Origin of the sequence: Pseudomonas hamedanensis (assembly GCF_014268595.2) — a bacterium.
Taxonomy (GTDB): domain Bacteria; phylum Pseudomonadota; class Gammaproteobacteria; order Pseudomonadales; family Pseudomonadaceae; genus Aquipseudomonas; species Aquipseudomonas hamedanensis.
The window spans coordinates 193095-216953 of record NZ_CP077091.1 but is presented as its reverse complement, the minus strand read 5'-3'; the positions used below and the strand labels follow the sequence as shown (position 1 = coordinate 216953).

The 23859-nt window shown below is 59.9% G+C and carries 25 protein-coding genes; 11 read left to right on the top strand and 14 right to left on the bottom strand.

Features of this window, described 5'->3' with window-relative positions:
- Nucleotides 1-81: 81 nt before the first annotated feature.
- Complete coding sequence (locus tag HU739_RS00990) at nt 82-831, bottom strand: TerC family protein (RefSeq protein WP_186549795.1); 750 nt, start codon at nt 829-831, stop codon at nt 82-84.
- A 29-nt stretch (nt 832-860) separates the two neighbouring features.
- The gene (locus tag HU739_RS00985) at nt 861-1103 is read right to left on the bottom strand and encodes a hypothetical protein (protein WP_186549793.1); all 243 of its coding nucleotides are present in this window, start codon (nt 1101-1103) and stop codon (nt 861-863) included.
- Nucleotides 1104-1237: 134 nt separating this feature from the next.
- Here HU739_RS00985 and nhaR point away from each other — a divergent pair, with 134 nt between their 5' ends.
- Complete coding sequence (gene nhaR, locus HU739_RS00980) at nt 1238-2137, top strand: transcriptional activator NhaR (RefSeq protein WP_186549791.1); 900 nt, start codon at nt 1238-1240, stop codon at nt 2135-2137.
- Here nhaR and HU739_RS00975 read toward each other — a convergent pair.
- Nucleotides 2132-3295, bottom strand: a complete 1164-nt coding sequence (locus HU739_RS00975) for an MFS transporter (protein ID WP_186549789.1) — start codon at nt 3293-3295, stop codon at nt 2132-2134. The two genes, nhaR and HU739_RS00975, sit on opposite strands and share 6 nt — an antisense overlap.
- A 305-nt stretch (nt 3296-3600) precedes the next feature.
- Here HU739_RS00975 and sstT point away from each other — a divergent pair, with 305 nt between their 5' ends.
- Nucleotides 3601-4830, top strand: a complete 1230-nt coding sequence (gene sstT, locus HU739_RS00970; RefSeq protein ID WP_186549787.1) for a serine/threonine transporter SstT — start codon at nt 3601-3603, stop codon at nt 4828-4830.
- 200 nt (nt 4831-5030) lie between these two features.
- Here the strand turns inward: sstT and HU739_RS00965 are convergent, their stop codons facing one another.
- Entirely contained in the window at nt 5031-5540 is a 510-nt protein-coding gene (locus HU739_RS00965) for a DUF1993 domain-containing protein (RefSeq protein ID WP_186549785.1), read from the bottom strand.
- Nucleotides 5541-5665: 125 nt separating this feature from the next.
- Here HU739_RS00965 and HU739_RS00960 point away from each other — a divergent pair, with 125 nt between their 5' ends.
- Entirely contained in the window at nt 5666-6310 is a 645-nt protein-coding gene (locus HU739_RS00960) for a YceH family protein (RefSeq protein WP_186549783.1), read from the top strand.
- 133 nt (nt 6311-6443) lie between these two features.
- Here the strand turns inward: HU739_RS00960 and HU739_RS00955 are convergent, their stop codons facing one another.
- Together HU739_RS00955 and HU739_RS00950 are read right to left on the bottom strand one after the other, a co-directional pair.
- The gene (locus tag HU739_RS00955) at nt 6444-6962 is read right to left on the bottom strand and encodes a cupin domain-containing protein (protein ID WP_186549781.1); all 519 of its coding nucleotides are present in this window, start codon (nt 6960-6962) and stop codon (nt 6444-6446) included.
- A 189-nt stretch (nt 6963-7151) separates the two neighbouring features.
- On the bottom strand, nt 7152-7970 hold the full coding sequence (locus tag HU739_RS00950; RefSeq protein WP_186549779.1) for a shikimate 5-dehydrogenase: 819 nt from the start codon (nt 7968-7970) through the stop codon (nt 7152-7154).
- A 243-nt stretch (nt 7971-8213) separates the two neighbouring features.
- On the opposite strand from HU739_RS00950, the gene HU739_RS00945 reads away from it, so the two are divergent.
- The 3 genes from HU739_RS00945 (at nt 8214) to HU739_RS00935 (ending at nt 9306) form a co-directional block, all read left to right on the top strand.
- The gene (locus tag HU739_RS00945) at nt 8214-8591 is read left to right on the top strand and encodes a hypothetical protein (protein WP_186549777.1); all 378 of its coding nucleotides are present in this window, start codon (nt 8214-8216) and stop codon (nt 8589-8591) included.
- 232 nt (nt 8592-8823) lie between these two features.
- On the top strand, nt 8824-9018 hold the full coding sequence (locus HU739_RS00940) for a hypothetical protein (protein ID WP_025108897.1): 195 nt from the start codon (nt 8824-8826) through the stop codon (nt 9016-9018).
- A 105-nt stretch (nt 9019-9123) separates the two neighbouring features.
- Nucleotides 9124-9306 (top strand): hypothetical protein, encoded by a 183-nt coding sequence (locus HU739_RS00935; protein WP_186549775.1) that lies wholly within the window; start codon nt 9124-9126, stop codon nt 9304-9306.
- Here HU739_RS00935 and HU739_RS00930 read toward each other — a convergent pair.
- A complete protein-coding gene (locus HU739_RS00930) occupies nt 9303-10364 on the bottom strand; it encodes an AI-2E family transporter (protein ID WP_186549773.1) in 1062 nt (353 codons plus the stop codon). The two genes, HU739_RS00935 and HU739_RS00930, sit on opposite strands and share 4 nt — an antisense overlap.
- A 153-nt stretch (nt 10365-10517) precedes the next feature.
- On the opposite strand from HU739_RS00930, the gene trhP reads away from it, so the two are divergent.
- Nucleotides 10518-11849, top strand: coding sequence for a prephenate-dependent tRNA uridine(34) hydroxylase TrhP (trhP, locus tag HU739_RS00925; RefSeq protein ID WP_186549771.1), 1332 nt, complete (start codon nt 10518-10520; stop codon nt 11847-11849).
- A gap of 221 nt (nt 11850-12070) precedes the next feature.
- Here the strand turns inward: trhP and HU739_RS00920 are convergent, their stop codons facing one another.
- Together HU739_RS00920 and HU739_RS00915 are read right to left on the bottom strand one after the other, a co-directional pair.
- Nucleotides 12071-12301, bottom strand: coding sequence for a hypothetical protein (locus tag HU739_RS00920; protein ID WP_186549769.1), 231 nt, complete (start codon nt 12299-12301; stop codon nt 12071-12073).
- Nucleotides 12302-12392: 91 nt separating this feature from the next.
- Nucleotides 12393-13106, bottom strand: a complete 714-nt coding sequence (locus tag HU739_RS00915; RefSeq protein WP_186549767.1) for a FadR/GntR family transcriptional regulator — start codon at nt 13104-13106, stop codon at nt 12393-12395.
- 355 nt (nt 13107-13461) lie between these two features.
- Between HU739_RS00915 and HU739_RS00910 the strand changes: the two genes are divergently transcribed.
- Nucleotides 13462-14808 (top strand): MFS transporter, encoded by a 1347-nt coding sequence (locus HU739_RS00910; protein WP_186549765.1) that lies wholly within the window; start codon nt 13462-13464, stop codon nt 14806-14808.
- 25 nt (nt 14809-14833) lie between these two features.
- Nucleotides 14834-16177: a glucarate dehydratase gene (gene gudD / locus HU739_RS00905; protein ID WP_186549763.1), complete on the top strand. Its 1344-nt coding sequence runs from the start codon at nt 14834-14836 to the stop codon at nt 16175-16177.
- A gap of 793 nt (nt 16178-16970) precedes the next feature.
- Here the strand turns inward: gudD and HU739_RS00900 are convergent.
- The gene (locus HU739_RS00900; protein ID WP_186551801.1) at nt 16971-17843 is read right to left on the bottom strand and encodes a LysR family transcriptional regulator; all 873 of its coding nucleotides are present in this window, start codon (nt 17841-17843) and stop codon (nt 16971-16973) included.
- 159 nt (nt 17844-18002) lie between these two features.
- Here HU739_RS00900 and ampC point away from each other — a divergent pair, with 159 nt between their 5' ends.
- Nucleotides 18003-19169: a class C beta-lactamase gene (gene ampC / locus HU739_RS00895; protein ID WP_186551800.1), complete on the top strand. Its 1167-nt coding sequence runs from the start codon at nt 18003-18005 to the stop codon at nt 19167-19169.
- Between the two features lie 182 nt (nt 19170-19351).
- On the opposite strand, the gene HU739_RS00890 is transcribed toward ampC, so the two are convergent.
- The gene (locus tag HU739_RS00890; RefSeq protein ID WP_186551799.1) at nt 19352-19909 is read right to left on the bottom strand and encodes a DUF4174 domain-containing protein; all 558 of its coding nucleotides are present in this window, start codon (nt 19907-19909) and stop codon (nt 19352-19354) included.
- A 208-nt stretch (nt 19910-20117) separates the two neighbouring features.
- Between HU739_RS00890 and HU739_RS00885 the strand changes: the two genes are divergently transcribed.
- Complete coding sequence (locus HU739_RS00885) at nt 20118-20582, top strand: GNAT family N-acetyltransferase (protein ID WP_186551798.1); 465 nt, start codon at nt 20118-20120, stop codon at nt 20580-20582.
- 1 nt (nt 20583) lies between these two features.
- On the opposite strand, the gene HU739_RS00880 is transcribed toward HU739_RS00885, so the two are convergent.
- The 3 genes from HU739_RS00880 to HU739_RS00870 form a co-directional block, all read right to left on the bottom strand.
- Nucleotides 20584-21369: a sulfite exporter TauE/SafE family protein gene (locus HU739_RS00880; RefSeq protein ID WP_186551797.1), complete on the bottom strand. Its 786-nt coding sequence runs from the start codon at nt 21367-21369 to the stop codon at nt 20584-20586.
- A 230-nt stretch (nt 21370-21599) separates the two neighbouring features.
- Nucleotides 21600-22814 carry an MFS transporter gene (locus tag HU739_RS00875; protein ID WP_186551796.1) on the bottom strand — a complete coding sequence of 405 codons (1215 nt, stop codon included), beginning with the start codon at nt 22812-22814 and terminating at the stop codon, nt 21600-21602.
- Nucleotides 22815-23011: 197 nt separating this feature from the next.
- Nucleotides 23012-23761 carry a hypothetical protein gene (locus HU739_RS00870; protein ID WP_186551795.1) on the bottom strand — a complete coding sequence of 250 codons (750 nt, stop codon included), beginning with the start codon at nt 23759-23761 and terminating at the stop codon, nt 23012-23014.
- Nucleotides 23762-23859: the final 98 nt, after the last annotated feature.

Below are 23859 nucleotides of genomic sequence, written 5' to 3'. Positions count from 1 at the left end.
CTACGCGATCCACGATCAATTCATGTCCAAAAAAAACCGCCTGACTCAAAAAGCTCAGGCGGTTTTTGTGTTTCTCAGCGATTACGCCTGCTGAGTGATTTTCTTCTGCTTGGCCCGGCGGGACAGCATATTCAGCACTTCGATGCCGGCCGAGAATGCCATGGCTGCGTACACATAACCTTTCGGTACGTGGGCGCCGAAGCCTTCGGCAATCAGCGTCATGCCGATCATGATCAGGAAGCCCAGCGCCAGCATCACCACGGTCGGGTTGTCGTTGATGAACTTGGCCAGCGGCTCAGCGGCGAACAGCATCACCAACACCGAGGCCACCACTGCGATGATCATGATCGGCAAGTGCTCGGTCATGCCCACGGCGGTGATGATGCTGTCGATCGAGAACACCATGTCGAGCATCAGGATCTGACCGATAGCCGCCGCAAAGCCCAGGGTTACCGTGGACGTCGCGGATTTCGGATCTTCCGGCGCCGGGTCCATGCTGTGGTGAATCTCAGTCGTGGCTTTCCAGACCAGGAACAGGCCACCCGCGATCAGAATCATGTCCTTCCAGGAGAACGCCTGACCGAGAATCTCGAACACCGGCTCAGTCAACTGCACGATGAATGCGATGGTGCTCAACAGTGCCAGTCGCAGAATCAACGCCATACCGATACCGATGCGGCGAGCTTTCTGCTGATACTGCTTGGGCAGCTTGTTGGTCAGGATCGAGATAAAGATCAGGTTATCGATGCCCAGCACGATTTCCATCACCACCAGTGTGGCCAATGCGATCCAGGCGGTCGGGCTGGCGGCGAGTTCTAACAGATATTCCATGGGTCAGTCCTGAGTCTTTGTAAGACGGTTTAGATAGTCTCGGAGGAAGATTCGGATTCTTCCGAGTCTTTTTCCGTTGTTTCTTTTTTCTGGATCAACCCACCGGTGGCATCGCTAAGCGCTTGCTCGGCGGCTTTATGGGTGTCGTCGATCGCCTGTTTGGCGCTTTCGGCCGCTGCGCCCATCAACTGCTGGGCACTTTTTTCAGCCTGATCGCAACCGGCCAGAACCAGTAAAGACGCAAATAACAGCGCGGGGAATGTGTATTTCATAAGATTTCCTTGCAATGTACAGACAGGCGCACAGACCGGCCGTCGATGGGTGGGCATTCTAGGGAGGTGAACACTTCAGGAAAATTCGTATTTTTAGCGTCTATACTTCGGCTTTAACGAACTGTGGGGGCGCCATGCTGAATTATCGACAACTGCATTATTTTTGGGTCGTGGCCAAGACCGGCAGCATCGTACGGGCCTGCGAGCAGCTCAACCTGACCCCGCAAACCATCAGCGGGCAGATTTCCCTGCTGGAACAGACGTATGGCATCGAACTGTTTCGCCGGGTCGGCCGGCAATTGGAATTGACCGAAGCCGGCCGTCAGGCCCTGCCCTACGCCGAGCAGATGTTCCAGCTCGGCGGCGAACTGGAGTTGATGCTGCGCGCACGACCGAATGAACAACAGATCCTGTTTCGCGTGGGTGTCGCCGACGTCGTGCCCAAATCCATCGTGTATCGCCTGATCGCCCCGACCATGGAGCTCAAGGAGCCGCTGCGCATCACCTGCCGCGAGGACAAGCTCGAACGCTTGCTCGCGGATCTGGCCATCCAGCGCCTGGACCTGGTGATCTCCGACAGCCCGATGCCGTCGCACCTGGACATCAAGGGCTACAGCCAGAAGCTGGGGGAATGCGGCATCAGCTTCTTCGCCACTGCTGAATTGGCCGAGCGCTACGGCCACGATTTTCCGCGCAGCCTGCACGGTGCACCGCTGTTGATTCCCGGCCCGGAAACCGTGGTACGCAGCCGCTTGCAGCGCTGGTTTGCCGAACAGCAGATCCAGCCGCAGATTGTCGGCGAATTCGATGACAGTGCCTTGATGCAGGCGTTCGGCCAGTCCGGCAGCGGAATTTTCATCGGTCCGAGCGTGATCGCCGATGAGGTTAAGCGTCAGTACGGCGTGCAGTTGATCGGCCAGACGGACGCTGTGACCGAGTCGTTCTATGCCATTTCGGTGGAGCGCAAGGTCAAGCACCCCGGCATCGTTGCGATTACCGAAGGTGCCCGACGCGAGCTGTTTACCGCGTTATGACGCCCCGGCGCAGATCTCGCGCGGCTTGAGTGTCATCAACACCATGGCCAGAAACACCGACAGCAAAATGAAGCCGGCGGCGGCAAACCCGAGAAAGCCCAGGCCCGCGCTATCGATAACGCGGCCACCGACCATGGCACCCAGGCCGATTCCGAGATTCGCCCCGGCGATATTCAACGAGGCGGCAAAAGCCGGCGCTTCGGGTGCGGCTTTCATCAGGCGCACATGGCTGACCAGGAATAATGCCGCCTGGGTCACGCCCCAGATGCCCATCGCCACCGCCAGCCCCAGCGGCGAATGAATGTTCGGCACCAGCGAGACCATGCCGGCAATCATGAACGCGCAGAACAGCACCGATGCGCCCAACGGATGCCGATCCACCGCGCGACCGCCGAGCGAGTTACCGATCAGCCCCACCGCACCAAACCCCATCAGGCACCAGCCGACCACGGTGCCGTTGAAACCGGCCAGACGCTCAAGGATGTCGGCCAGATAGGTATAGGCCGTGAACATGCCGCTGAACACCAGAATCGACAGCACGATATGCCCGATCATCAATGGGCTGCGCAGGATCTTGAACTGCGACGCGAAGCTGACCTGATGTTGGTGCAGGCTGGTTTTCGGCAGATAAACAAACAGCAGCAAGGCTTTGGCAAACGCAATCAGCGCGAGGATGCCGAATGCACTGCGCCAGCCGAACGCATCGGAAATCAACGTGCCGACCGGAATGCCGAACACCGTGGCGCAGACAATACCGAAGCCAATCTTGGCGATGGCGCGACCGGCGAAATCAGGGCCAACGATGTCCACCGCCGTCTCGCTCGCCAGCGCCCAGAACACCGGCAACCCCAACGCCGGGATCAGGCGGGCAACGGCCATCACCCAGATATTCGGCGCCAATGCCGCAACGGTATTGGCCAGACCGAACATGATCAGGATGGCGATGAACAATTTACGCCGTTCGAACCGGGCGAAATACGCGGTCAGGAATGGCCCGAACAGCGCCACGGTAAAAGCGAACAACGTCACCAACAGCCCGGCCTGGGGGATGGTGACTTCGAGGTCTCGGGCAATCGCCGGCAACAGGCCGACGATGACGAATTCCGTGGTCAGCACCGTGAACCCGGCGGCGGACAACAGAAGAATGGGCAACAGCATGCGCAACTCCAGCAAAACGACGACACCAGCGTTGACCCGGAGGCCCGCTGGCGGAATGGAAAATAAGGATGCGCAATCTTAACAGAGTGTGTCGGGACTGACTTGCACAAACCTGTCGATGTGCAAGGCTGATCCGGTGGCAGATCGTCACAGGTCTGAAGGTTAACGCGCACGCTGTGATAAAGTCCGCGCCCTGAAAATCGTACAGCTGTTCAACGTGCCGTTTGGCGGCGTTGTTGTCACTTCGACAGGCGTTTCGTGACTGCCCACGACGCTTCGCAACCTATAAAAACAGAGATGCCGCTATGACCGCTTCATCCCCTTCTCTCCTGCAACGTCTGAAAAACCTGAGTCTGGTCAGCCAGATCGTCATCGGCCTGATCGCCGGTATCGCCTTGGCTCTGCTCGCACCAGAAGCGGCGAAGTCCACCGCGTTCATCGGCAAGGTCTTCGTCTCCGCACTGAAAGCCGTGGCACCGATTCTGGTGTTCGTGTTGGTGATGGCTTCGATTGCCAACCACAAGCACGGTCAGGAAACCCATATCCGGCCGATTCTGTTCCTCTATCTGCTCGGCACTTTTGCCGCAGCGGTGGTAGCTGTGGTTGCCAGCATGAGTTTTCCCTCGAGCCTGGTGCTGTCGACCGACAACGTCGCAGTCACCGCCCCCGGCGGCATCGGCGAAGTGCTGCAAAGCCTGCTGCTGAGTGTGGTGGACAACCCGGTGAGCGCGCTGATGAACGCCAATTTCATCGGCATTCTGGCGTGGGCGATCGGCATGGGCATCGCCATTCGTCATGCCGGCGACACCACCCGCGAAGTGCTCGGCGACTTGTCTAACGGTGTGACGCTGATCGTGCGGGTGGTGATTCGCTTCGCGCCGCTGGGCATTTTCGGCCTCGTCGCCTCGACCCTCGCCACCTCCGGTTTTGGTGCGCTGCTGGGTTACGCGCACCTGCTGGCGGTGCTGCTCGGCTGCATGCTGTTCGTGGCGCTGGTGATGAACCCGCTGATCGTATTCTGGAAGCTGCGTCGCAACCCGTACCCGTTGACCTTGATGTGCCTGCGCGAAAGCGGCATCACCGCGTTCTTCACCCGCAGCTCGGCGGCAAACATTCCGGTCAACCTGGAACTGAGCAAGCGCCTGGGCCTGCATGAAGACACTTACTCGGTATCGATCCCGCTGGGCGCGACCATCAACATGGCCGGCGCAGCCATCACCATCACCGTGCTGACGCTGGCGGCGGTGCACACCCTGGGCATTGCCGTGGACATTCCCACCGCGATTCTGCTCAGCGTCGTCGCGGCCATCTGCGCCTGTGGTGCGTCGGGTGTGGCCGGCGGTTCGCTGCTGTTGATTCCGCTGGCGTGCAGCCTGTTTGGCATCCCAAGCGAGATTGCCATGCAGGTCGTGGCGGTCGGTTTCATCATTGGCGTGCTGCAGGATTCAGCGGAGACGGCGCTGAATTCCTCGACGGACGTGCTGTTTACCGCAGCCGCGTGCCTGGGCGAGGAAGAGAAGGCTCAGCGCGCGTAATCGCTGCTATAGGAAAACGGAAGCCCGAGAGTTTTACAGATCGTTCCCACGCTCTGCGTGGGAATGCCTCAACGGACGCTCCGCGTTCGGCTCGGAAAAGGGACGCGGAGCGTCCCGGGCTGCATTCCCACGCGGAGCGTGGGAACGATCAAAGCCCGCCAAGGCGCAAACCTTGGCGGGCTTTTTCGTATCAGGGCGTTTTAGAACGCGCCCATGTAATCGCGCTTGCCCACTTCAACACCGTTATGACGCAGCAGCGCATAAGTCGTCGTCACGTGGAAGAAGAACTGCGGCAGACCATAGGTCAGCAGATACGACTGACCGCTGAAGCGCTTCTCTTTCGGCGTGCCTGGACGGGTGACGATTTCGATGCCTTCCTTGCCATTGATCTGCTCAGGCTTGATCTCGCCGATAAAGGCCAGAACCTTGGCGATCAGCGCTTGCAGGTCGGCGAAGGTGGTTTCGCTGTCGTCATACTTCGGCAGTTCAACTTCGGCCAGACGCGCCGACACGCCTTTGGCGAAGTCCACGGCGATCTGCACCTGGCGCACCAGCGGGAACATGTCCGGGTACAGGCGCGCTTGCAGGAACGCGTTCGCGTCGATGTTTTTCTCGGTGGCGTGGGCTTCAGCCTTTTTCAGCACATCGCTCAGGGCGTTGAGCATTTGTTGGAAAACCGGGACGGATGCGGCGTACAGGGAAATGGTCATGACAGTCTCGTGTGATGGCTGGGTAATACGTGGTGGCGATTATAGCCATGCTTGATGACCACACGGCTTGCCTTTTGTTTGGCAAGGATTAGGCTAGGCGGCTTCGACTGCAGAGGGAACGCGCGATGACCACCGAACAAGAATCCATCTCCGAACAATCACGGCTCAACGCCACGGAAATCCGCATTCTGGGTGCCCTGATCGAGAAACAGGCCACCAGCCCGGAAACCTACCCGCTGACCCTCAACGCGCTGGTGCTGGCCTGCAATCAGAAAACCAGCCGCGAACCGGTGATGAACCTCAATCAGGGCCAGGTCGGCCAGAGCCTGCGCGCGCTCGAAGGTCGCGGTTTCACCCGGCTGGTCATGGGCAGTCGAGCCGACCGCTGGGAACACAAGGTCGATAAGGCGCTGGAACTGGTGCCGGCGCAGGTGATTCTCACCGGGTTGATGTTTTTGCGCGGCCCCCAAACCGTTAACGAACTGCTCACCCGCAGCGGGCGCATGCACGACTTCGAAGACGCCGAGCAGGTCGTGCATCAGCTTGAGCGCCTGATTGCGCGCGGACTGGCGGTGCTGATTCCGCGTCAGGCCGGGCAGCGCGAGGATCGCTATACCCATGCGCTGGGGGATCCGGCCGATATCGAGGTGATATTGGCGGCGCGGCAGAATGCCGGTGAGCGTTCGGGCGGTGGCGTTTCGGTCGAGCGCATTGAAGAACTGGAAGCGCGGATCGCGGCACTGGAAGAACGCCTGGCGCGCCTCGAATAACCACCGAAGCCCCCCACCTGTAGGAGTGAGCCTGCTCGCGATAGCGGTGTGTCATTCAAATCAGTTGTGCCTGACAATCCGCTATCGCGAGCAGGCTCACTCCTACAGGGGACATCAGCGAATTCCAGATATGTTATTCCCCATCCCAGTAATCCACGCCATCCGCCTGCCGCGCCACGGCGACAAAGCCTGAGGCATTGCCCTCGCTATCGATTGTGAAGTTATCCATCACCGCATATTTGTTCGAATCCGGATATTCACAAATTTCCGGCTGCTGCTGCGTGCTCACCGCCAGATAACGCAATTCGGCCGCGCTGGTATTGATGATCTGATGGGCCATTTCCGGGCCGCCTGGCGGGCAGGCAATCACATCGCCCGCGCGAATCGGAAAACGTTCGGCACCCAGCCGCACCTCGCCCTCGCCGGCTACCACGTAGAACATTTCCTCATTGACCCGATGGCTGTGAAACGGGCTGCCACGCATGCCCGGCGGCAGCGCGTAGAGGCGATAACCGAGCTTCTGCGCCCCCAGTTGCTGGCCGATCCGGGCGAATCGCTGTTGATAGCGTCCAGCGGTTTCGCCTTGCGGGGCCAAGGCTTCAGGCAGGGGTTCGAGTTCGACCTCGTTGAGGTTGAGGATGGGTGGATGCATGGGTGGCCTCGGTTATGGTTTTTTTGTAGTGGGCAAGTCTGTTTGCTGAAGAGGCAGTATAGGCAGGGTGCTGATCTGAGTTCGTGGCGCAGCCATCGCGAGCAGGCTCACTCCTACAGATTGACCGCATTCCAATTGTAGGAGTGAGCCTGCTCGCGATGAGGTCCGCCCAGCCAATACAAAACTCAATCAGCTACGGGCGAAATTCACCGCCGCCGCAAACTGCGCCTCATTCGGCCGCACCCCGGTGTACAGCACGAATTGCTCCAGCGCCTGGATCGCAATCACTTCCAGCCCGGTAATCACTCGCTTGCCCTCGGCCCGCGCCCGCACGATCAGCGGCGTTTCCGAAGGAATCGCGACCACGTCGAAAACCGTGTCAGCGGCTTCAATCGCTTCAGGCGCAAACGCCAGTTGCCCCGCCTCCGGCCCGCCGTCCATGCCCACCGGCGTGACGTTGATCAGCATTTGCGGGCGCTCGTCAGTCAATTCTGCCTGCCAGCGATAGCCCAGCGAATCCGCCAGGGCGCGCCCGGCGCGTTCGTTGCGCGCCACGATCAGACCGTTCTTATAACCGCCATCACGCAAGGCACTGGCCACGGCTTTGGCCATACCGCCGCTGCCGCGCAGGGCGAACGTCGAATCCTTGGGCACCGCGTGGCTTACCAGCAATTGGGCGACAGCGATGTAATCGGTGTTATAGGCCTTCAGATGACCGTTGCTGTTGACGATGGTGTTGATCGACTGGATCGCCGCTGCCGACGCATCCAGCTCATCCACCAGCGCAATGCAGGCTTCCTTGAACGGCATCGACACGCCGCAGCCGCGAATGCCCAACGCCCGGATGCCGCGGACCGCACCGTCCAGATCCTGGCTGGCAAACGCCTTGTAATAGAAATTCAAGCCCAACTGCTCATACAAATGGTTGTGAAAACGCAGACCGAAATTGCCAGGACGTCCGGACAGGGACATGCACAACCGGGTGTCTTTGTTCGGGTTCATCTGCATGAAACTTCTCCTTCAAACGCACTTTCGGATGGACGGGATTGGCCAGCCCATCGGGTTCTGAATCATCATTAAGGCTTGTCAAAGGCGCGGCGCGGCGCGGTAAAGAAGCCGGTACAGACCTTACACAAAATTTACCCGGCAGCCGTGCTGATTTTGCCAATTTTGCTGTCTTAGCTGTATCCCCGCGACAACTGTGGGCCTGGTTCAGGCCGCGGCGCCGGGTCGAAGAACCGAGGACTTATCATGATTCGTAAACTTCCCATCATGGCTTTGTTGATTGGCGCACTCGCGGTCACCGGACAGGCTGAAGCGGGTGGTGGCCATGGCTGGCAGGGCCCGGCGGTGTTTGGCGCGATCGTCGGCTCGGCCATCATCGGCTCGGCACTGATCAATCAGGATCGGCCGGTATACGTACAGCAACAACCGGTTTATGTGCAGCCGCAACCGGTCTATGTTCAGCAGCCGCCACCGGTCTATTACCAGCCGGCGCCGGTGTATGTGCAACAACCGGTCTACGTGCAGCCGGCCCCTGTCTATTACGGTCCGCCGCGCGGCTATTACGGCAGGCCACACGGCTACTACGGTGGGCCACATGGTTATTACGGCGGCCCGCGCTGGTAATCCAGCGAGCCAAGCCCTGCTTTTTCAGCGGGGCTTTTTTATGACCGTTGGTCGGCGAAGGTCTGAAAAAATCTCGCCAAGGTCGCTGTGAGGACAGTTTCAGCGGCTAAAGTCGTCATGATGGTTTTGACCGCTCTGACTTTTTTCATCAAACGGTCACCTCTTTGTCATGACGGAACCGCAATCTGAATCCGTCCGTAAACAACAGGTTGATAACAACAAGGACGACGGTATGCCCACACAGAACCCGCACCGCATTGTCGGTTTGTGCACCTCAAGCAAGGTGTACAGCGCACTCACCGAGCTCAAGCACCTGGAAGGCCATCGCTGCGCCAAGTTTCTTTCGTTGCTGGCCGAGAACCTGGTGCACAAAGGACTGCTCAACGAGCGCGAAGTCGTGCATATGCTCGATCAGGTGGTCGACTGACGCCAGACCTCACTGGCATCAATGACCACTATCGAAAGCGTTGATTGTCCGTCGGGCCGACGAGTCCCTAAGGTAGCCCCATCAGATGGATGGAGGTTACGCGTCATGGCTCAGGTTCAAATCATGTCGGTTATCGGCAGCGCCGTTCCCGCTGCGCTCAGGGCGTCGGGGCTGCTTGCCTGCTGGTATCTGGTGCGCGACGGCGAGCCGATCAGCGGCCCGCTCACTTCGCTGCCCGCTGCCCAGGCGCTGTCGCAACAGATCGGCGCCGGTGCGTTCCGGGCCTAAGGCAGTTGCACCTTGGGTTTGGTTTCGACGAACAGCGCCCAGCTCGACAGAAATAACGCGGCAATCAACGGCCCGATCACAAAGCCGTTAAGACCAAATACCGCCAGGCCGCCGAGGGTCGAAACCAGAATCAGGTAGTCCGGCATTTTCGTGTCCTTGCCCACCAGAATCGGGCGCAACACGTTGTCCACCAAGCCGATCACGAAAACACCGAACCCCGCCAGCACCACGCCCTGCCAGATCATCCCGCTGAGCAGGAAGTAAACCGCCACCGGCGCCCAGACAATCCCCGCGCCGACCGCTGGCAACAGCGACAGAAAAGCCATCAAGACCGCCCACAGCAACGCGCTGGGGATGTCGAGAAACCAGAAAATCGCCCCACCCAGCGCACCTTGCGTCACGGCCACCAGCACATTGCCCTTGACCGTCGCACGCACCACCCGGTTGAACTTCAATTGCAGACGGCGCTTGTGGTTTTCCTCCAGCGGCACGGCGGTGCGCATCTTGCGCGCCAGTTCGGGGCCGTCACGCAGAAAGAAAAACAGCAGATACAGCATTATGAAAAAGCTCACCACGAACTCGAACGTGCCCTGGCCGAAACTGAACGCCTGCGTGGCCAACACCTGACTGCCCTGCATTGCAGTCTTGACGATTTTCTCGCGCAGGCTGTCGAGTTCGCCCATGCCGAAACGATCGAGCAGATTCTGGAAATACGGCGGCAGGCTCTGCTTGAACTGCGCCAGATACGCGGCGATGTCCAACTGACCGCTTTCGATATTCTTGTAGACCGTCGCCCCCTCTTGCACGAGCAAGATGCTGACGATGATCACCGGCAGAATCGCGATCACCAGACACAGACTCAGCGTGCACAGCGATGTCAGGTTGCGTTGCCAGCCGAATTTCAGCTGTAACTTGCGCTGTATCGGCGCGAACAGAATGCCGAGGATGACCGCCCAGAACACCGCGCCGTAGAACGGCAGCAGAATCCAGATAAAGGCCACTGTGACCAGCACCAACAGCACGGTCAGGGATTTGAATTGCAAGCTCTTTTCGTTCATGTCCGATCCATGTCAGTCAGGCGTCACGCACGCCCGCACCCCTTAGTCAGCCGCGGTGCGCGCGAGTGCCATCTTTATTCATGGAGCATAGATCCAGATCAATGAATCCTCGCCCCGCCTGCCCTACCCTGCGCGGCTTTTGCGACCGACACTATGCTTGCGACCCTCGCCGCCCCCGAACTGCTCGCCCCTGCCGGCACCCTGAAGAACATGCGCTATGCCTTCGCCTACGGCGCCGATGCGGTGTATGCCGGGCAACCGCGCTACAGCCTGCGCGTGCGTAATAACGAATTCGACCACGCCAATCTGGCCGTGGGCATTCGAGAGGCGCAGGCTCAGCGCAAACGCTTCTACGTGGTGGTCAACATCGCGCCGCACAATGCCAAGCTGAAAACTTTTCTCAAGGATCTGGCGCCGGTGATCGAAATGGCCCCGGACGCACTGATCATGTCCGACCCGGGGTTGATCATGTTGGTGCGCCGGCACTTCCCGCAGATGCCGATCCATCTCTCGGTGCAGGCCAACACGGTGAACTGGGCCAGCGTCGAATTCTGGCAGCAGCAAGGGTTGACCCGGATCATTCTGTCGCGGGAGTTATCGCTGGAAGAAATCGCCGAGATCCGCGAGCACATGCCGGGCATGGAGCTGGAAGTGTTCGTCCATGGCGCGCTGTGCATGGCCTATTCCGGGCGCTGTCTGCTGTCCGGCTACATGAACAAACGCGATGCCAATCAAGGCACTTGCACCAACGCTTGCCGCTGGAAATATTCAGCGCAGGAGGCCACGGAAAATCAGCTCGGCGAGATCGTCCAGCCCTTCCAGCCCGAGCCGACCCTGGGTCTCGGCGCACCGACCGATCAGGTGTTTCTGTTGCAGGAAGCCAGCCGTCCCGACGACTTGATGCCAGCCTTCGAAGACGAACACGGCACTTACATCATGAACGCCAAAGACCTGCGTGCCGTGCAGCACGTCGAACGCCTGACGCGCATGGGCGTGCATTCATTGAAAATCGAAGGCCGGACCAAATCGCACTTCTACTGCGCGCGCACCACTCAGGTGTATCGCCGCGCCATCGATGACGCCGTGGCCGGCCGCGCGTTCGATCGCAGCTTGATGACCGACCTCGAGTCGCTGGCCCAGCGCGGCTACACCGAAGGTTTTCTGCGTCGGCATGTGCACGACGAATACCAGAACTATCAGCACGGCAGCTCGGTTTCGGAGCGTCAGCAGTTTGTCGGTGAACTGACCGGTGAGCGCCGGGATCGCCTGGCCGAAGTGAAAGTGAAAAACCGTTTTGCCCTGGGCGATCATCTGGAATTGATGACGCCCAAGGGCAATTTCCATTTTGATCTGCACCAGTTGCAGAGCCTCACCGGCGAGGCAATCGAGGTCGCACCGGGTGACGGGCATACGGTGTATGTGCCGATCCCGGATGCGGTGGATTTGCGGTTTGGCTTGTTGATGCGCGATTTGCGTGGGGGATGAAAAGCCGCCTCATCGGTTGATGAGTGGGTTGGCGTTGGATGTGAGGCATGGGCCTGGAGCGGTTCGAGCAGCTTCGGGCTGACTGAGGATTTCGGTGAATTATATTCAGCTATCGCGAGCAGGCTCACTCCTACAATGTTCTGTGGTGTACCCGTATTGTAGGAGTGAGCCTGCTCGCGATGAGGCCCTACAAGGCGACCATCAATAGCGCGAATCGCCTGTTAGCGTCGATCATCCGACAACGGTGTCGGCTCATCCGCTGGCGGCACCTCGTCGTCCGCCGGCGGATCTTTCCAGTCATCCGGCCGGTCGGCATCACTCAATGGATCGCGTCCCGGATCCATGCCCGGCGGCGCGTCGTGATCGCTCAGGGTCGGCTCGTCGATGCCGGACACCGGGCGGGTCTGGTCGGTGGGCGCAATGCCGCCCGGAAACAACGAATCGTCAGCCATCGTGCACCTCACGAAAAACACCCGGAACACCCGGGCCATAGTCGTTGGAAACGCGACTGACGACAGCGTGCGACGCATCAGACCAGCGGCGTCATCCTTGGGCGATAAACCGGTCGCGGCTATTGGTCAGGTGCAGCCACATCGCCGCGCGCGCGGCATCCGGATCCTGACGCTTGATCGCATTGAGAATCGCCTCATGCTCCAGATTCGCCAGTTGCCCGAGCTTGCTCAGATCCGCCGCCCCGCGCTCGGCGGCATTGAGTCGATTGCGCGGGATCATCGCACTGCCCAAGTGCTGCATGATCTCGCTGAAGCAGACGTTACCGGTGGCCTCGGCAATCAATAGATGAAAACGCCGATCGGCTTCCACGCAACTGTCGTTGTTGTCGAGCAGCCGTTGATAATCATCCAGCGCCTGACGCATTTGCAGCAATTGCTGCTCTGTGCGCCGTTGCGCCGCCAGTGCAGCCGCCTGCGTCTCCAGGCCCAGGCGCAATTCGAGAATGCTGCGCACACCGAGTGCCGTGTCGACATTCAAACGCAAGCCCTGCTCAGGCGCGCGTTCAATGACAAACGTGCCGATGCCGTGGCGCGTCTCGACCAGCCCTGAAGCCTGCAACTTGGAAATCGCCTCGCGCACCACCGTGCGGCTGACGCCGTGTTCTTGAACGATGGAATTCTCGGAAGGCAGCTTGTCACCGGGCAACATCTGTCCGAGCAGGATGCTCTGGGTGAGTTTTTCCACCAGGTCGTGAGCGAGGTTGTGCGTGCGTTTGCGCGCGGGCGCGTCGAGGTCTTCTTGCATGGTCGATTCCGGCGAACAGGGCTTATGGATCGTAGCACTGCGTTGATCAGTATTGAGATCGATTTTAGCGCTAACCACGCCATCAACTTGTATGACAACACTCAAAACAACAACGGCGAATCAACAAGCCGTTACGCCGCAGGGCAGCTCGCACGCTTGGACACCGCTCGCCCAACCTGCCTGAAAGCCCTTAAAAACGGCGACTTTAGTTAAAAAAGCATAACCAAAGATCTGCTCAAATGAATTTAATCGTCAAACCGCACTTGTAGGAAAAAAAAATTCAGTTGTATGATGTCTATCAACAACGCAACACCCAGCCCTACCCGCATAAAAATAATCAGTGGGAGAAAACCAAGTGAAAACCTCCGTTTCCGGGATTCAGGAAAGCGTCGACCCGACGCTCGCCTCGGCCATCTCGAAAGTCAAACGCCACGTCCTGCCCCTCTTCGTGATCATGTTCATCGTCAATTACATTGACCGGGTGAACATCGGTTTCGTCCGCACCCACATGGAAACCGATCTGGGCATTGGTGCCGCCGCCTACGGCTTCGGCGCCGGCCTGTTTTTCATCGGCTACGCGCTCTTCGAAGTACCGTCGAACATGCTTCTGCAAAAAGTCGGCGCACGCATCTGGCTGACCCGCATCATGTTCACCTGGGGCGTGGTCGCGGCCTGCATGGCGTTCATCCAGAACGAAACCCACTTCTACATCCTGCGGTTCCTGCTCGGCGTCGCCGAAGCCGGGTTCTTCCCCGGAGTGATCTATTACTTCACCCGCTGGCTGCCGGGCGTCGAGCGCGGCAAGGCGATTGCGATCTTCCTCAGCGGCTCGGCCATCGCGTCGCTGATCTCCGGCCCGCTGTCCGGCCTGCTCCTGCAAATCAATGGGCTGGGCATGCACGGCTGGCAGTGGATGTACTTCATCGAAGGGATGTTCTCGGTGTGCCTGTGCGTGTTCGTCTGGTTCTGGCTCGATGCCAAACCCCACGATGCGAAATGGCTGACGCGCGCCGAGCAGGACGCACTGGTGACTGCCATCGACGATGAGCAGAAGGCCCGCGAAGCCGCGACGCCGATCCGGCCCTCCATGGGCAAATTGCTCAAGGATCGCCAGATTATTCTGTTCTGCCTGATCTACTTCTTTATCCAGCTGACTATCTATGCCGCGACGTTCTGGCTGCCGAGCATCATCAAGAAGATGGGCGAGCTCAGCGACGTGCAGGTCGGCCTGTTCAACTCGATTCCATGGTTGCTGTCGATCGTCGGCATGTACGCCTTCGCCTCGCTGTCGGCGAAGTGGAAACACCAACAGGCGTGGGTTGCCACGGCGCTATTGATCGCGGCGGCGGGGATGTTCATGTCCACCACTGGCGGGCCAATCTTCGCCTTTGTGGCGATCTGCTTTGCGGCGCTGGGCTTCAAGTCCGCCTCGTCGCTGTTCTGGCCGATTCCTCAGGCCTATCTGGATGCACGCATCGCCGCAGCGGTCATCGCGCTGATCAACTCGGTCGGTAATCTTGGCGGCTTCGTCGCGCCGACCACGTTCGGCCTGCTGGAACAACACACCGGCTCGATCCAGGGCGGCCTCTACGGCCTGGCCGCGACCTCGATCATCGCCGCGATCATCGTCTTCGCCGCACGCACCACGCCGAAACGCACTGCTGACATCGCCGTGGCCGATGCCGCGCCGAAACACGCCTGACTTCGTCTCGACAAGGAAAACAACAATGACTGTTCACGACACCGCCAAAGCTCCGATCATCACTGATATGCAGGTCATTCCGGTGGCCGGTCACGATGGCATGCTGCTCAACCTGAGCGGCGCTCACGGGCCGTTTTTCACCCGCAACATCGTCATCCTCAAGGACAACGCCGGCCACACCGGCGTCGGCGAAGTGCCCGGTGGCGAGCGTATTCGCCAGACGCTCGAAGACGCGCGCAATCTGGTCGTCGGCAGCCCGATCGGCACCTACCAGAAGATTCTCAATCAAGTGCGCCAGACCTTCGCCGACCGCGATGCCGGCGGTCGTGGCTTGCAGACGTTTGACCTGCGCATCACCATCCACGCGGTCACCGGCCTGGAAGCTGCCCTGCTCGACCTGCTCGGTCAACACCTCGACGTACCGGTCGCGGCGCTGCTCGGTGAAGGTCAGCAGCGCGATGAAGTGAAGATGCTTGGCTATCTGTTTTACGTTGGCGATCAGCGCGAGACCGACCTCGCCTATCGCAGCGAACCGGACGCCGACAACGACTGGTTCCGTGTTCGTCATGAGAAAGCCATGACAGCCGAAGCGGTGGTGCGCCTGGCCGAAGCGGCCCATGCGAAGTACGGCTTCAAGGATTTCAAACTCAAGGGCGGCGTGCTCAGCGGCGATGCCGAAATCGAAGCGGTTACGGCACTGGCCGAGCGCTTTCCCGAGGCGCGGATTACCCTCGACCCGAACGGCGCCTGGTCACTGAAAGAGGCAATCCGTTTGTGCCGCGACCAGCATCACGTGCTCGCTTATGCGGAAGACCCGTGCGGTGCGGAAAACGGTTATTCCGGGCGCGAAGTCATGGCTGAATTCCGTCGCGCCACCGGCCTGAAAACGGCCACCAACATGATCGCCACGGACTGGCGCGAAATGGGCCACGCGATCCAGTTGCAGTCGGTGGACATCCCGCTGGCCGACCCGCACTTCTGGACCATGCAGGGTTCGGTGCGCGTGGCGCAGATGTGCCACGAATGGGGCCTGACCTGGGGCTCGCACTCCAACAACCACTTCGATATTTCCCTGGCCATGTTCACCCACGTCGCCGCCGCTGCGCCGGGCGATATCACCGCCATCGACACCCACTGGATCTGGCAGGACGGCCAGCGCCTGACCAAGGCACCGCTGCAAATAGTCGACGGCTGCGTGCAGGTGCCGAAGAAACCTGGGCTGGGCGTCGAACTGGACATGGATCAAGTGGCCAAGGCCCACGAACTGTACAAGGGCATGGGCCTCGGTGCACGGGATGACAGCGTGGCGATGCAGTTCCTGATCCCGGGCTGGAAATTCGATAACAAGCGGCCTTGTCTGGTGCGCTGAATCTGCAGATGCACTGATACCCACTGTGGGAGCGAGCCTGCTCGCGAAGGCGGTGAGCCAGTCAATGATGTGTCGACTGATCTAGCGCTTTCGCGGGCAAGCCCGGCTCCCACAGGGTTTTGGGCCGAACACAAATGTTGTGGGCAGACCCGGTCATTGTAGGAGTGAGCCTGCTCGCGAAAGCGGTGAATCAGTCAACGAATGTGTCGACTGGTCTAGCGCTTTCGCCGGCAAGCCCGGCTCCCACAGGGTTTTGTGCCGAACACAAATGTTGTGGGCAGACCCGGTCATTGTGGGAGCGAGCCTGCTGGCGAAGGCGGTGAGCCAGTCAACGAATGTGTCGACTGGTCTAGCGCTTTCGCGGGCAAGCCCGGCTCCCACAGGGTTTTGTGCCGAACACAAATGTTGTGGGCAGACCCGGTCATTGTGGGAGCGAGCCTGCTGGCGAAAGCGGTGAGCCAGTCAACGAATGTGTCGACTGATCTTGCGCTTTCGCGGGCAAGCCCGGCTCCCACAGGTTTTTGGGCCGAACACAAATATGTGGCCGGACCCGGCCATTGTAGGAGCGAGCCTGCTCGCGAAGGCGGTGAGTCAGTCAATGAAGATGTGGACTGATCGTGCGCTTTCGCGGGCAAGCCCGGCTCCCACAGGGTTTTGGGCCGAACACAAATGTTGTGGGCAGGCCCGGTCATTGTGGGAGTGAGCCTGCTCGCGATAGCGGTGTGTCAGTAAACATAAATTGTGAATGACACACCGCTATCGCGAGCAGGCTCACTCCTACATGGGGTGTGTGTTAACCGGAGATTTGCGCCAGCCACTCCTTGAACGCTTTCATCGCCGCCGTTTCGGGTCGCGACTGCAACCGTGTCAACCAATAACTCCCCGTCGTGATCTCGATCGCGAACGGCTGGCAGATCGTATCCGCCGCCAGTTGTCGGGCGAACATCAGCGGCGGCGCCAGCGCCACCCCGCTGCCCTGCAATGCAGCCTCCATCATTGCCAGCGACGAGTCGAAGACGATGCTCTGCGGCGGTGGCGCCTGAGTGGCGAGGCCGGCGGCGTGGAACCACTCCGGCCATTCATCGGTGCGATAGGAGCGCAGCAAGGTCTGACGCAACAGATCCCCGGGCGACTGCAATTGCCGGGCAATTTCCGGCACGCACAACACCGACAGCGGCGCGTCGAGCAAGCGCGTTGCCTCGATGCCATGCCACGCCCCGGCGCCAAACCGAATCGCATAATCCAGCCCTTCCGCGGCCACATCCACGCGGTTGTTGTGGGTCGACAGGCGTAAATCCATGTGCGGATGTTTCGCCCGGAAGTCCGCCAGCCTCGGCAGCAGCCAGCCCACGGCAAATGTCCCCACCACGCCAACCGTCAATATTTCCCGATACTGCCCGCCGGCCAGTCGTTCAAGCATCTGCGCGATGTGATCGAATGAGGTGCTGAGCACCGGTAGCAAGGTTTCCCCCTCGCTGGTCAGCATCAGCCCGCGGGGCAGGCGTTTGAACAGGGTCACGTTGAGTTGCGCCTCCAGACTTTTGACCTGATGGCTCACCGCCGCCTGGGTCACGCACAGTTCCACGGCAGCGCGGGTGAAACTCAAATGGCGCGCCGACGCTTCGAAAGCGCGCAGTGCGTTGAGCGGCAATTGCGGTCGAATCATGCCCAGCCCCAAATTTTTCTAATGGCTCATGCGAGATTTCATCGTTTGTCCAGTGTGGCAACAGTGCCTACATTGGCGGCGCTGATCAGCCAACCGATAAAAAATCAGCCGCAGTGTAGCGGCATACGACAATCGACACTCATGGAGAGTGGTTCATTTATGTGTTCATTCAAGCCGAGCAAGCTCTTTTCCTACAGCGCTTTCACCTTGATCTTCAGCAGCGTTGTCTGCCAGGCGGCCACACCGACCGAGGCGCAGTGGCAGGCACTGGTCACGCAAGCCGTTACCCCAGTGATGCAACACAACAACATTGCCGGACTGAGCGTTGCCCTCACGGTCAACGGTCAGGCGCATTACTTTAATTACGGTATCGCCGCCAGGGACAGCGGGCAAAAGGTCAGCGAAAACACCCTGTTCGAAGTCGGTTCGGTGAGCAAGACCTTCACCGCGACCCTCGCCGGTTACGCTCAAGCGACCGGCAAGCTGGACCTGTCGAGCAAGGCGAGCACGCTTTGGCCGGCGCTCAAAGGCACTGCGTTCGACAACATCAGCGTGCTGCAACTGGGCACCTACAGCGCCGGCGGGCTACCGCTGCAGTTCCCCGCCGAGGCGGATTCGGCCGACAAGATGCTCGGCTATTACCAACAGTGGCAACCGCAGTATCCGGCCGGTAGCCATCGCCAGTATTCCAACCCGAGTCTGGGCTTGTTCGGTTATCTGGCGGCGAAAAGCCTGGGCCAACCTTTTGATCAGGCGATGACGCAAATTCTGCTGCCGAAACTCGGTTTGCAGCACACCTTCCTCAGCGTGCCGCCAGCGCAATCGAAGCTCTACGCCCAAGGCTATGACAGCGCCGACCAGCCGGTACGCGTCAGCCCCGGCGCGCTGGACGCCGAAGCCTACGGCATGAAAACCAGCGCCGCCGACCTCCTGCGCTACGTCGAAGCCCAGCTGAAACCGGCCAGCCTTGCGCCCGATCTGCAAAAAGCCATCGCCCTCACCCACAACGGTTACTACCGCGTCGGCGACATGACTCAGGGCCTGGGCTGGGAGCGCTACGCCTACCCGATCAGCCTGGAGAAGTTGCTGAACGGCAACTCGACAGCCATGGCGATGCAAGCGCACAAAACCGACTGGCTGACCCCGCCCCAGCCCGAACCGGCGAACGTGCTGTTCAACAAAACCGGCTCCACCCGGGGGTTTGGCGCGTATGTCGCGTTCGTGCCGTCGCAAAAGATCGGCATCGTGATTCTCGCCAACAAGAATTATCCGAATGCCGAGCGCGTGAAGATTGCGCATACGATTTTCGGTGCACTGGTGGACTAATGGCCGGTAGATGAATTGTGGGAGCGAGTCTGCTTGCGAATGCGCTGAATCGGTCACTTCTCAGCGCTCGTAAACCGCTGTCGCGAGCAGGTTCGCTCCTCCACAGGATCTGTGCATTTCACAAAAACCTGTTGGGGGGCTTTGCCACACACAGGGACGTGCTTTATTCACGCCGTGCGCAATCAATCATCCGGCATTTGCGGCGGCTTGGCAGGCTTCGCCGGTTTGCTCGGCTTCGTGCCCTTGGCCGGTTCTGGCTCGGTGGCAGCGGGTGCTTGTGCGGCGGCAGCGGCGGCTTCTTTCTCGGCCATCGGCATGGCGTCGATGGTCTCGAAGATCTTCTTCAGGTCCAGGGCCTTGGCTTCGTCCCCCGAAGCCGAAAGCTTGGTCTCGCCGTCCTTGCCCACCAGGAACACTTTCGGATAAGCACCGGCGCCCAGTTTCAGTGAGCGCAACAGCGCCATGGTGTCCTGCTGGCCCATGTCCTTGCCGTCGAGCTGACCGGACATGCTGAGGATGGTATAGACCTTGATATTGCGGTCGGCGACGCCCTTTTTATTGGCCGGGTCTTCCAGCGATTTCTTCAGGCTCAGCCACACCGGATCGACCGTGCTTTGGGCGATCACGATCAGCGGCCGGGCGCGCCCGACGTCACCGGCCAAGGGTGAATCGCTGTCGGCGGCGAACAAGGGGCCGGCCATCGCCAGCAAGAATGTCAGGGTCAGGGACCTGATGAGCATGCGCATCTCCTTTTGATATCCACGCTCTACTGATTGCGCATCGTGGCGATTGTTCCGGGTGCGTCTGGCAAAAAGGCATCGCCCTGTCAGAAGCTTAGGTCAGGCCGAACATTGCGCAACATGACGGGAGCGATCGCTACGCAGATTTGATTACTGGTTATGAGCGCATTAGGGTGGCCGCTCTGCTAACGAAATGGAGTTCACCCGCATGCACATTGATTACCTGTGCGATCACCCCGAATTTATCGAAGAACTGGCCACCCTCAACTTCAAGGAGTGGGGAGAGTTTCGCCCTGGTCAAACAGTCGAGGATCGCGTCGAGCACATGCGTGAATCCTGTGGCAAAGGCTCAGTGCCCAGCGTGGTGGTGGCGTTTGAAGATTCGCGTTTGCTGGGCGGCGCACTGCTGATCGAAAGCGATCTGAAGCTACGGCCGAACCTGACACCATGGCTGGCAGGCGTTTATGTGAAGGCTGAAGAACGTGGGCGCGGGGTCGCTTCGCAACTGGTCATGCGAGTGGTCGAAGAAGCGCAGAAGCTGGGCATACCTGAACTGTATCTGTACACCGACACTTCGCAGTCGTTGTACGCGCAACTGGGTTGGCAAGTAGTCGAGGAACTGATTTACGAAGATCTGCCAGTGGTGGTGATGAAATTCGTTACTGGCAAGTGACTCAGAACGCCAGCTTGTAACCGATCAACACCAGCATCGTCGCCAGGCACGGGCGCAGCACTTCATCGGAGATGCGCCCGGTCAGGTGGCTGCCGAGCCAAATGCCCGGCAGCGAGCCCAGGAGCAGAAAGCCCAACACGCCCCAATCCATATTGCCCATGCTCGCATGGCCCAGGCCAGCGACCAGGGTCAGTGGCACCGCGTGGGCGATTTCAGTGCCGACCAGGCGACGGGTCGGCAGCAGCGGATAGAGGATGAACAACGCAACCGTGCCCAGTGCGCCGGCACCGATCGAGGTCAGGGCGACCATAGTGCCGAGGATCAGGCCGGTGATTACGGTCATCACGTTGAGCCGCGAACCGCTCGGGTTGTAGTTGCCACCGGCTCGTTTGTGGGCGAAGTCGAGCAAGCGTTTCTTGAAGAAAATCGCCAGCGCCGTGGCGAACAAGACAAAGCCCAAGGCCTGCTTGATGATCGCGTTCATCGCCTCGGGGGCGGTGTGCAACGTGCTGAGGAACCACAGCGTCATCGCCACCGCGGGCACGCTGCCCAAGGTCAGCCAACCGGTGATGGCCCAGTCGATGTTCTTGTTCTTCCTGTGAACGAGGACGCCACTGGATTTGGTAATGGCGGCGTACAGCAGGTCAGTGCCCACCGCCGTTGCAGGGTTGATGCCGAACCACAGCAGGATCGGCGTCATCAACGAACCACCGCCGACACCGGTCATGCCGACAATAAAACCCACCACCAGCCCGGCAACCACCAGACCGAAATTGACCAAATCCATTAAGACGTCCAGAAAACGACAGGAAAAATCTGGCCCGCAGCATAGCGATTTTTCTTATAACCACATATATCGATGCGGTCTATGGTTATGCATTATCGAAAATCACCGTCGTTCTCTTTGTAGGAGTGAGCCTGCTCGCGATAGCGGTGTTTCAGATAAATAGGCAGGCACTGACATACCGCTATCGCGAGCAGGCTCACTCCTACAGGGGTTATGTGGCGTCTGGAGGATTAGTGCACCCGCCGTCCCGGTTTGAAGCTGTGAGTGCGGTTGATCCACACCGTGGCCAGCGCAATCAGCGACAGGATCAACAGTGCCCACGGAAATGACATCGCCCCGGCGCGATCCAGCAGCAAACCGCCAAACAGCCCGCCGCCGGCAATCGCCACGTTCCACGAAGTGGTCAGCATCGCCTGGACCACGTCGACATGCTCACCGGCCGAATCCGCCGCCGAGGTCAGCAGCAGCGTAGCCGAACCGCCGAACGACAAGCCCCACACCGCCATGCAAGCGTAAATGAGCCACGGCGACGGAATCGCCAGTGCCAGCACCAGCGCGGTCAGCGCAAACACGGCGAGGCTGATCAGCGTCAGCCCGCGCAACCAGCGATCCACCAGCAGGCCGATGATCCAGATCCCTACCAGCGAGCACAGGCCGAACACCAGCAGCACCAGATCCACCCGGTCGGCCAGCCCGGCTTCGGCCAGAAACGGTGCGATGTAGGTGTAGAGAATGTTGTGCCCAAGCATCCACGCCAGCACCACGAACAGCACCGGACGCACACCGGGCAGGCGTAACGATTCGAGCAACGGCAAGCGCTCGCCACTGGCCTGTCCCGGACGATCCGGCACTGCGATGACAATCCACGCCGCCAGCACCAGCGCCAGCGCCGACATGATCCCGAACGAAGCGCGCCAGCCGATCCATTGGCCCAGCCACGTCCCCGCCGGGGTGCCGAGCGACAAGGCGACCGGGGTGCCGAGCATGGCAATCGCCAGTGCCCGGCCCTGCTGATGCACTGGGACGATCCCGCGCGCATAGCCCGCCATGATTCCCCAGGACAACCCCGCCGCCATGCCAGCGAGAAAGCGCGAAGCCAGTGTCAGTCCGTAATGGCTGGAGAACGTGGTGATGGTGTTGAACAGCAGAAATCCGCCCACGGTCATCAGCAGCACCCGGCGCCGCGGCCAGGCGCGGGTGGCCACGGTCAATGGAATCGCCGCGACTATCGAACCCAACGCATAGAGGGTAACCAGTTGCCCGGCGAACACTTCGCTGACGTTCAACCCGGCGCCAATCTGCGGCAGCAGCCCGGCGGGCAGGGTTTCGGTGAGGATGGCGATGAAACCGGTCATGGCGAATGCGAGCAGCGCGGCGTAGGGCAATCTGTCGGTGCGGGCGGTGTGATCGACGCGGCTGAAATCGGCGCTTGCGGGGTCGGTCATGACGGGGGCAGCTCCTTTTGGATCAACTTGAGCGATGGATTGTATACAAATATCCAGTTCGCGATGCGATCTCTGTAGGAGTGAGCCTGCTCGCGATAGCGGTCTTTCAGATGTTGGTGAGTTAAAAGATCCTCCGCTATCGCGAGCAGGCTCACTCCTACAATGGATCTCTGCATAATCCACAATCCAGTGAAAGCTCACTGCACCGGCAGAAAATTCAAAAACAACAGACTCTGCGCGTAATTCAGACCGATGCGCCGATAGCGCTCATCGAGCATTTGCGTCAGCAGGTCCAGGCGCGCCACCACCTTGCCGAACTCGGTGGCGAAGCTGAGGTTGCTGCCCTCCTCGGAGATTTCATTGGAAAACAGCAGCGGCTGGCCATCCTGGTTCTGTCGCTGCGACAGAATCCACGTCGCTTTTTCGATATTGCGCGCAGCGTTGTGCACGAACGTCGGATTAATCGCGTCCGTCATGTAGAACTCGGTGCGGTTGCCGTGGGCGGTGACCAGCATGCTGCCAATGGCGTAGATGAAAGCGCCGACCCGATCACCGAGAAACTCCGGACTCATCGCGTAGTTCAGCGCGGCCAGATCCTTCCTGCCGCCCAGTACCGGCAGCGGCTGTTGCTGTTCGATGGCCAGGCGTACCTGTTTCACCGCGGCATGAATGTTGAGGAACCCGGATTTGCGCAGCTCTTGCGGGTTGCGCAGGTACAGCTTGCCCATCAGACGATAGAGGCTGTTGAGGTTGTCGCGCATCGCCAGTGTTGCCATGCGATCGACGCTGGTCTGCAGAAACTCCTGCGGCTTGCCGTCACGCATCTGATTGATGAAGCCGTTGCCGTTCTGATGGCTACAGCCGCTCAGCACCAGCAAAAACAAACCGGCCAGCAACAGGCACGCTCGGCGCAAACAAGCAGTGATCAGGGTAAAAGCACTCGGCATGAATTCTCGGGCAGGTACGTTCCTGTGCGGCGGGAGTCACCGCATCCTGGCCATGGATAGAGCCGCCGATTGCGAAAAAGTGCAGTGCTGGCGTGGTT

Bases quoted from the DNA above. Each gene is read 5' to 3' on its own strand.
- HU739_RS00950 (WP_186549779.1), bottom strand. From the start codon at position 7,970: ATGCAGATGAACCCGAACAAAGACACCCGGTTGTGCATGTCCCTGTCC.
- HU739_RS00945 (WP_186549777.1), top strand. From the start codon at position 8,214: ATGATTCGTAAACTTCCCATCATGGCTTTGTTGATTGGCGCACTCGCG.
- HU739_RS00875 (WP_186551796.1), bottom strand. From the start codon at position 22,814: ATGACCGACCCCGCAAGCGCCGATTTCAGCCGCGTCGATCACACCGCC.
- HU739_RS00990 (WP_186549795.1), bottom strand. From the start codon at position 831: ATGGAATATCTGTTAGAACTCGCCGCCAGCCCGACCGCCTGGATCGCA.
- HU739_RS00900 (WP_186551801.1), bottom strand. From the start codon at position 17,843: ATGATTCGACCGCAATTGCCGCTCAACGCACTGCGCGCTTTCGAAGCG.
- gudD (WP_186549763.1), top strand. From the start codon at position 14,834: ATGACTGTTCACGACACCGCCAAAGCTCCGATCATCACTGATATGCAG.
- HU739_RS00885 (WP_186551798.1), top strand. From the start codon at position 20,118: ATGCACATTGATTACCTGTGCGATCACCCCGAATTTATCGAAGAACTG.
- sstT (WP_186549787.1), top strand. From the start codon at position 3,601: ATGACCGCTTCATCCCCTTCTCTCCTGCAACGTCTGAAAAACCTGAGT.
- HU739_RS00940 (WP_025108897.1), top strand. From the start codon at position 8,824: ATGCCCACACAGAACCCGCACCGCATTGTCGGTTTGTGCACCTCAAGC.
- HU739_RS00935 (WP_186549775.1), top strand. From the start codon at position 9,124: ATGGCTCAGGTTCAAATCATGTCGGTTATCGGCAGCGCCGTTCCCGCT.
- HU739_RS00960 (WP_186549783.1), top strand. From the start codon at position 5,666: ATGACCACCGAACAAGAATCCATCTCCGAACAATCACGGCTCAACGCC.
- HU739_RS00975 (WP_186549789.1), bottom strand. From the start codon at position 3,295: ATGCTGTTGCCCATTCTTCTGTTGTCCGCCGCCGGGTTCACGGTGCTG.
- HU739_RS00965 (WP_186549785.1), bottom strand. From the start codon at position 5,540: ATGACCATTTCCCTGTACGCCGCATCCGTCCCGGTTTTCCAACAAATG.
- HU739_RS00930 (WP_186549773.1), bottom strand. From the start codon at position 10,364: ATGAACGAAAAGAGCTTGCAATTCAAATCCCTGACCGTGCTGTTGGTG.
- HU739_RS00915 (WP_186549767.1), bottom strand. From the start codon at position 13,106: ATGCAAGAAGACCTCGACGCGCCCGCGCGCAAACGCACGCACAACCTC.
- HU739_RS00955 (WP_186549781.1), bottom strand. From the start codon at position 6,962: ATGCATCCACCCATCCTCAACCTCAACGAGGTCGAACTCGAACCCCTG.
- HU739_RS00985 (WP_186549793.1), bottom strand. From the start codon at position 1,103: ATGAAATACACATTCCCCGCGCTGTTATTTGCGTCTTTACTGGTTCTG.
- HU739_RS00890 (WP_186551799.1), bottom strand. From the start codon at position 19,909: ATGCTCATCAGGTCCCTGACCCTGACATTCTTGCTGGCGATGGCCGGC.
- HU739_RS00880 (WP_186551797.1), bottom strand. From the start codon at position 21,369: ATGGATTTGGTCAATTTCGGTCTGGTGGTTGCCGGGCTGGTGGTGGGT.
- HU739_RS00870 (WP_186551795.1), bottom strand. From the start codon at position 23,761: ATGCCGAGTGCTTTTACCCTGATCACTGCTTGTTTGCGCCGAGCGTGC.
- nhaR (WP_186549791.1), top strand. From the start codon at position 1,238: ATGCTGAATTATCGACAACTGCATTATTTTTGGGTCGTGGCCAAGACC.
- trhP (WP_186549771.1), top strand. From the start codon at position 10,518: ATGCTTGCGACCCTCGCCGCCCCCGAACTGCTCGCCCCTGCCGGCACC.
- HU739_RS00920 (WP_186549769.1), bottom strand. From the start codon at position 12,301: ATGGCTGACGATTCGTTGTTTCCGGGCGGCATTGCGCCCACCGACCAG.
- ampC (WP_186551800.1), top strand. From the start codon at position 18,003: ATGTGTTCATTCAAGCCGAGCAAGCTCTTTTCCTACAGCGCTTTCACC.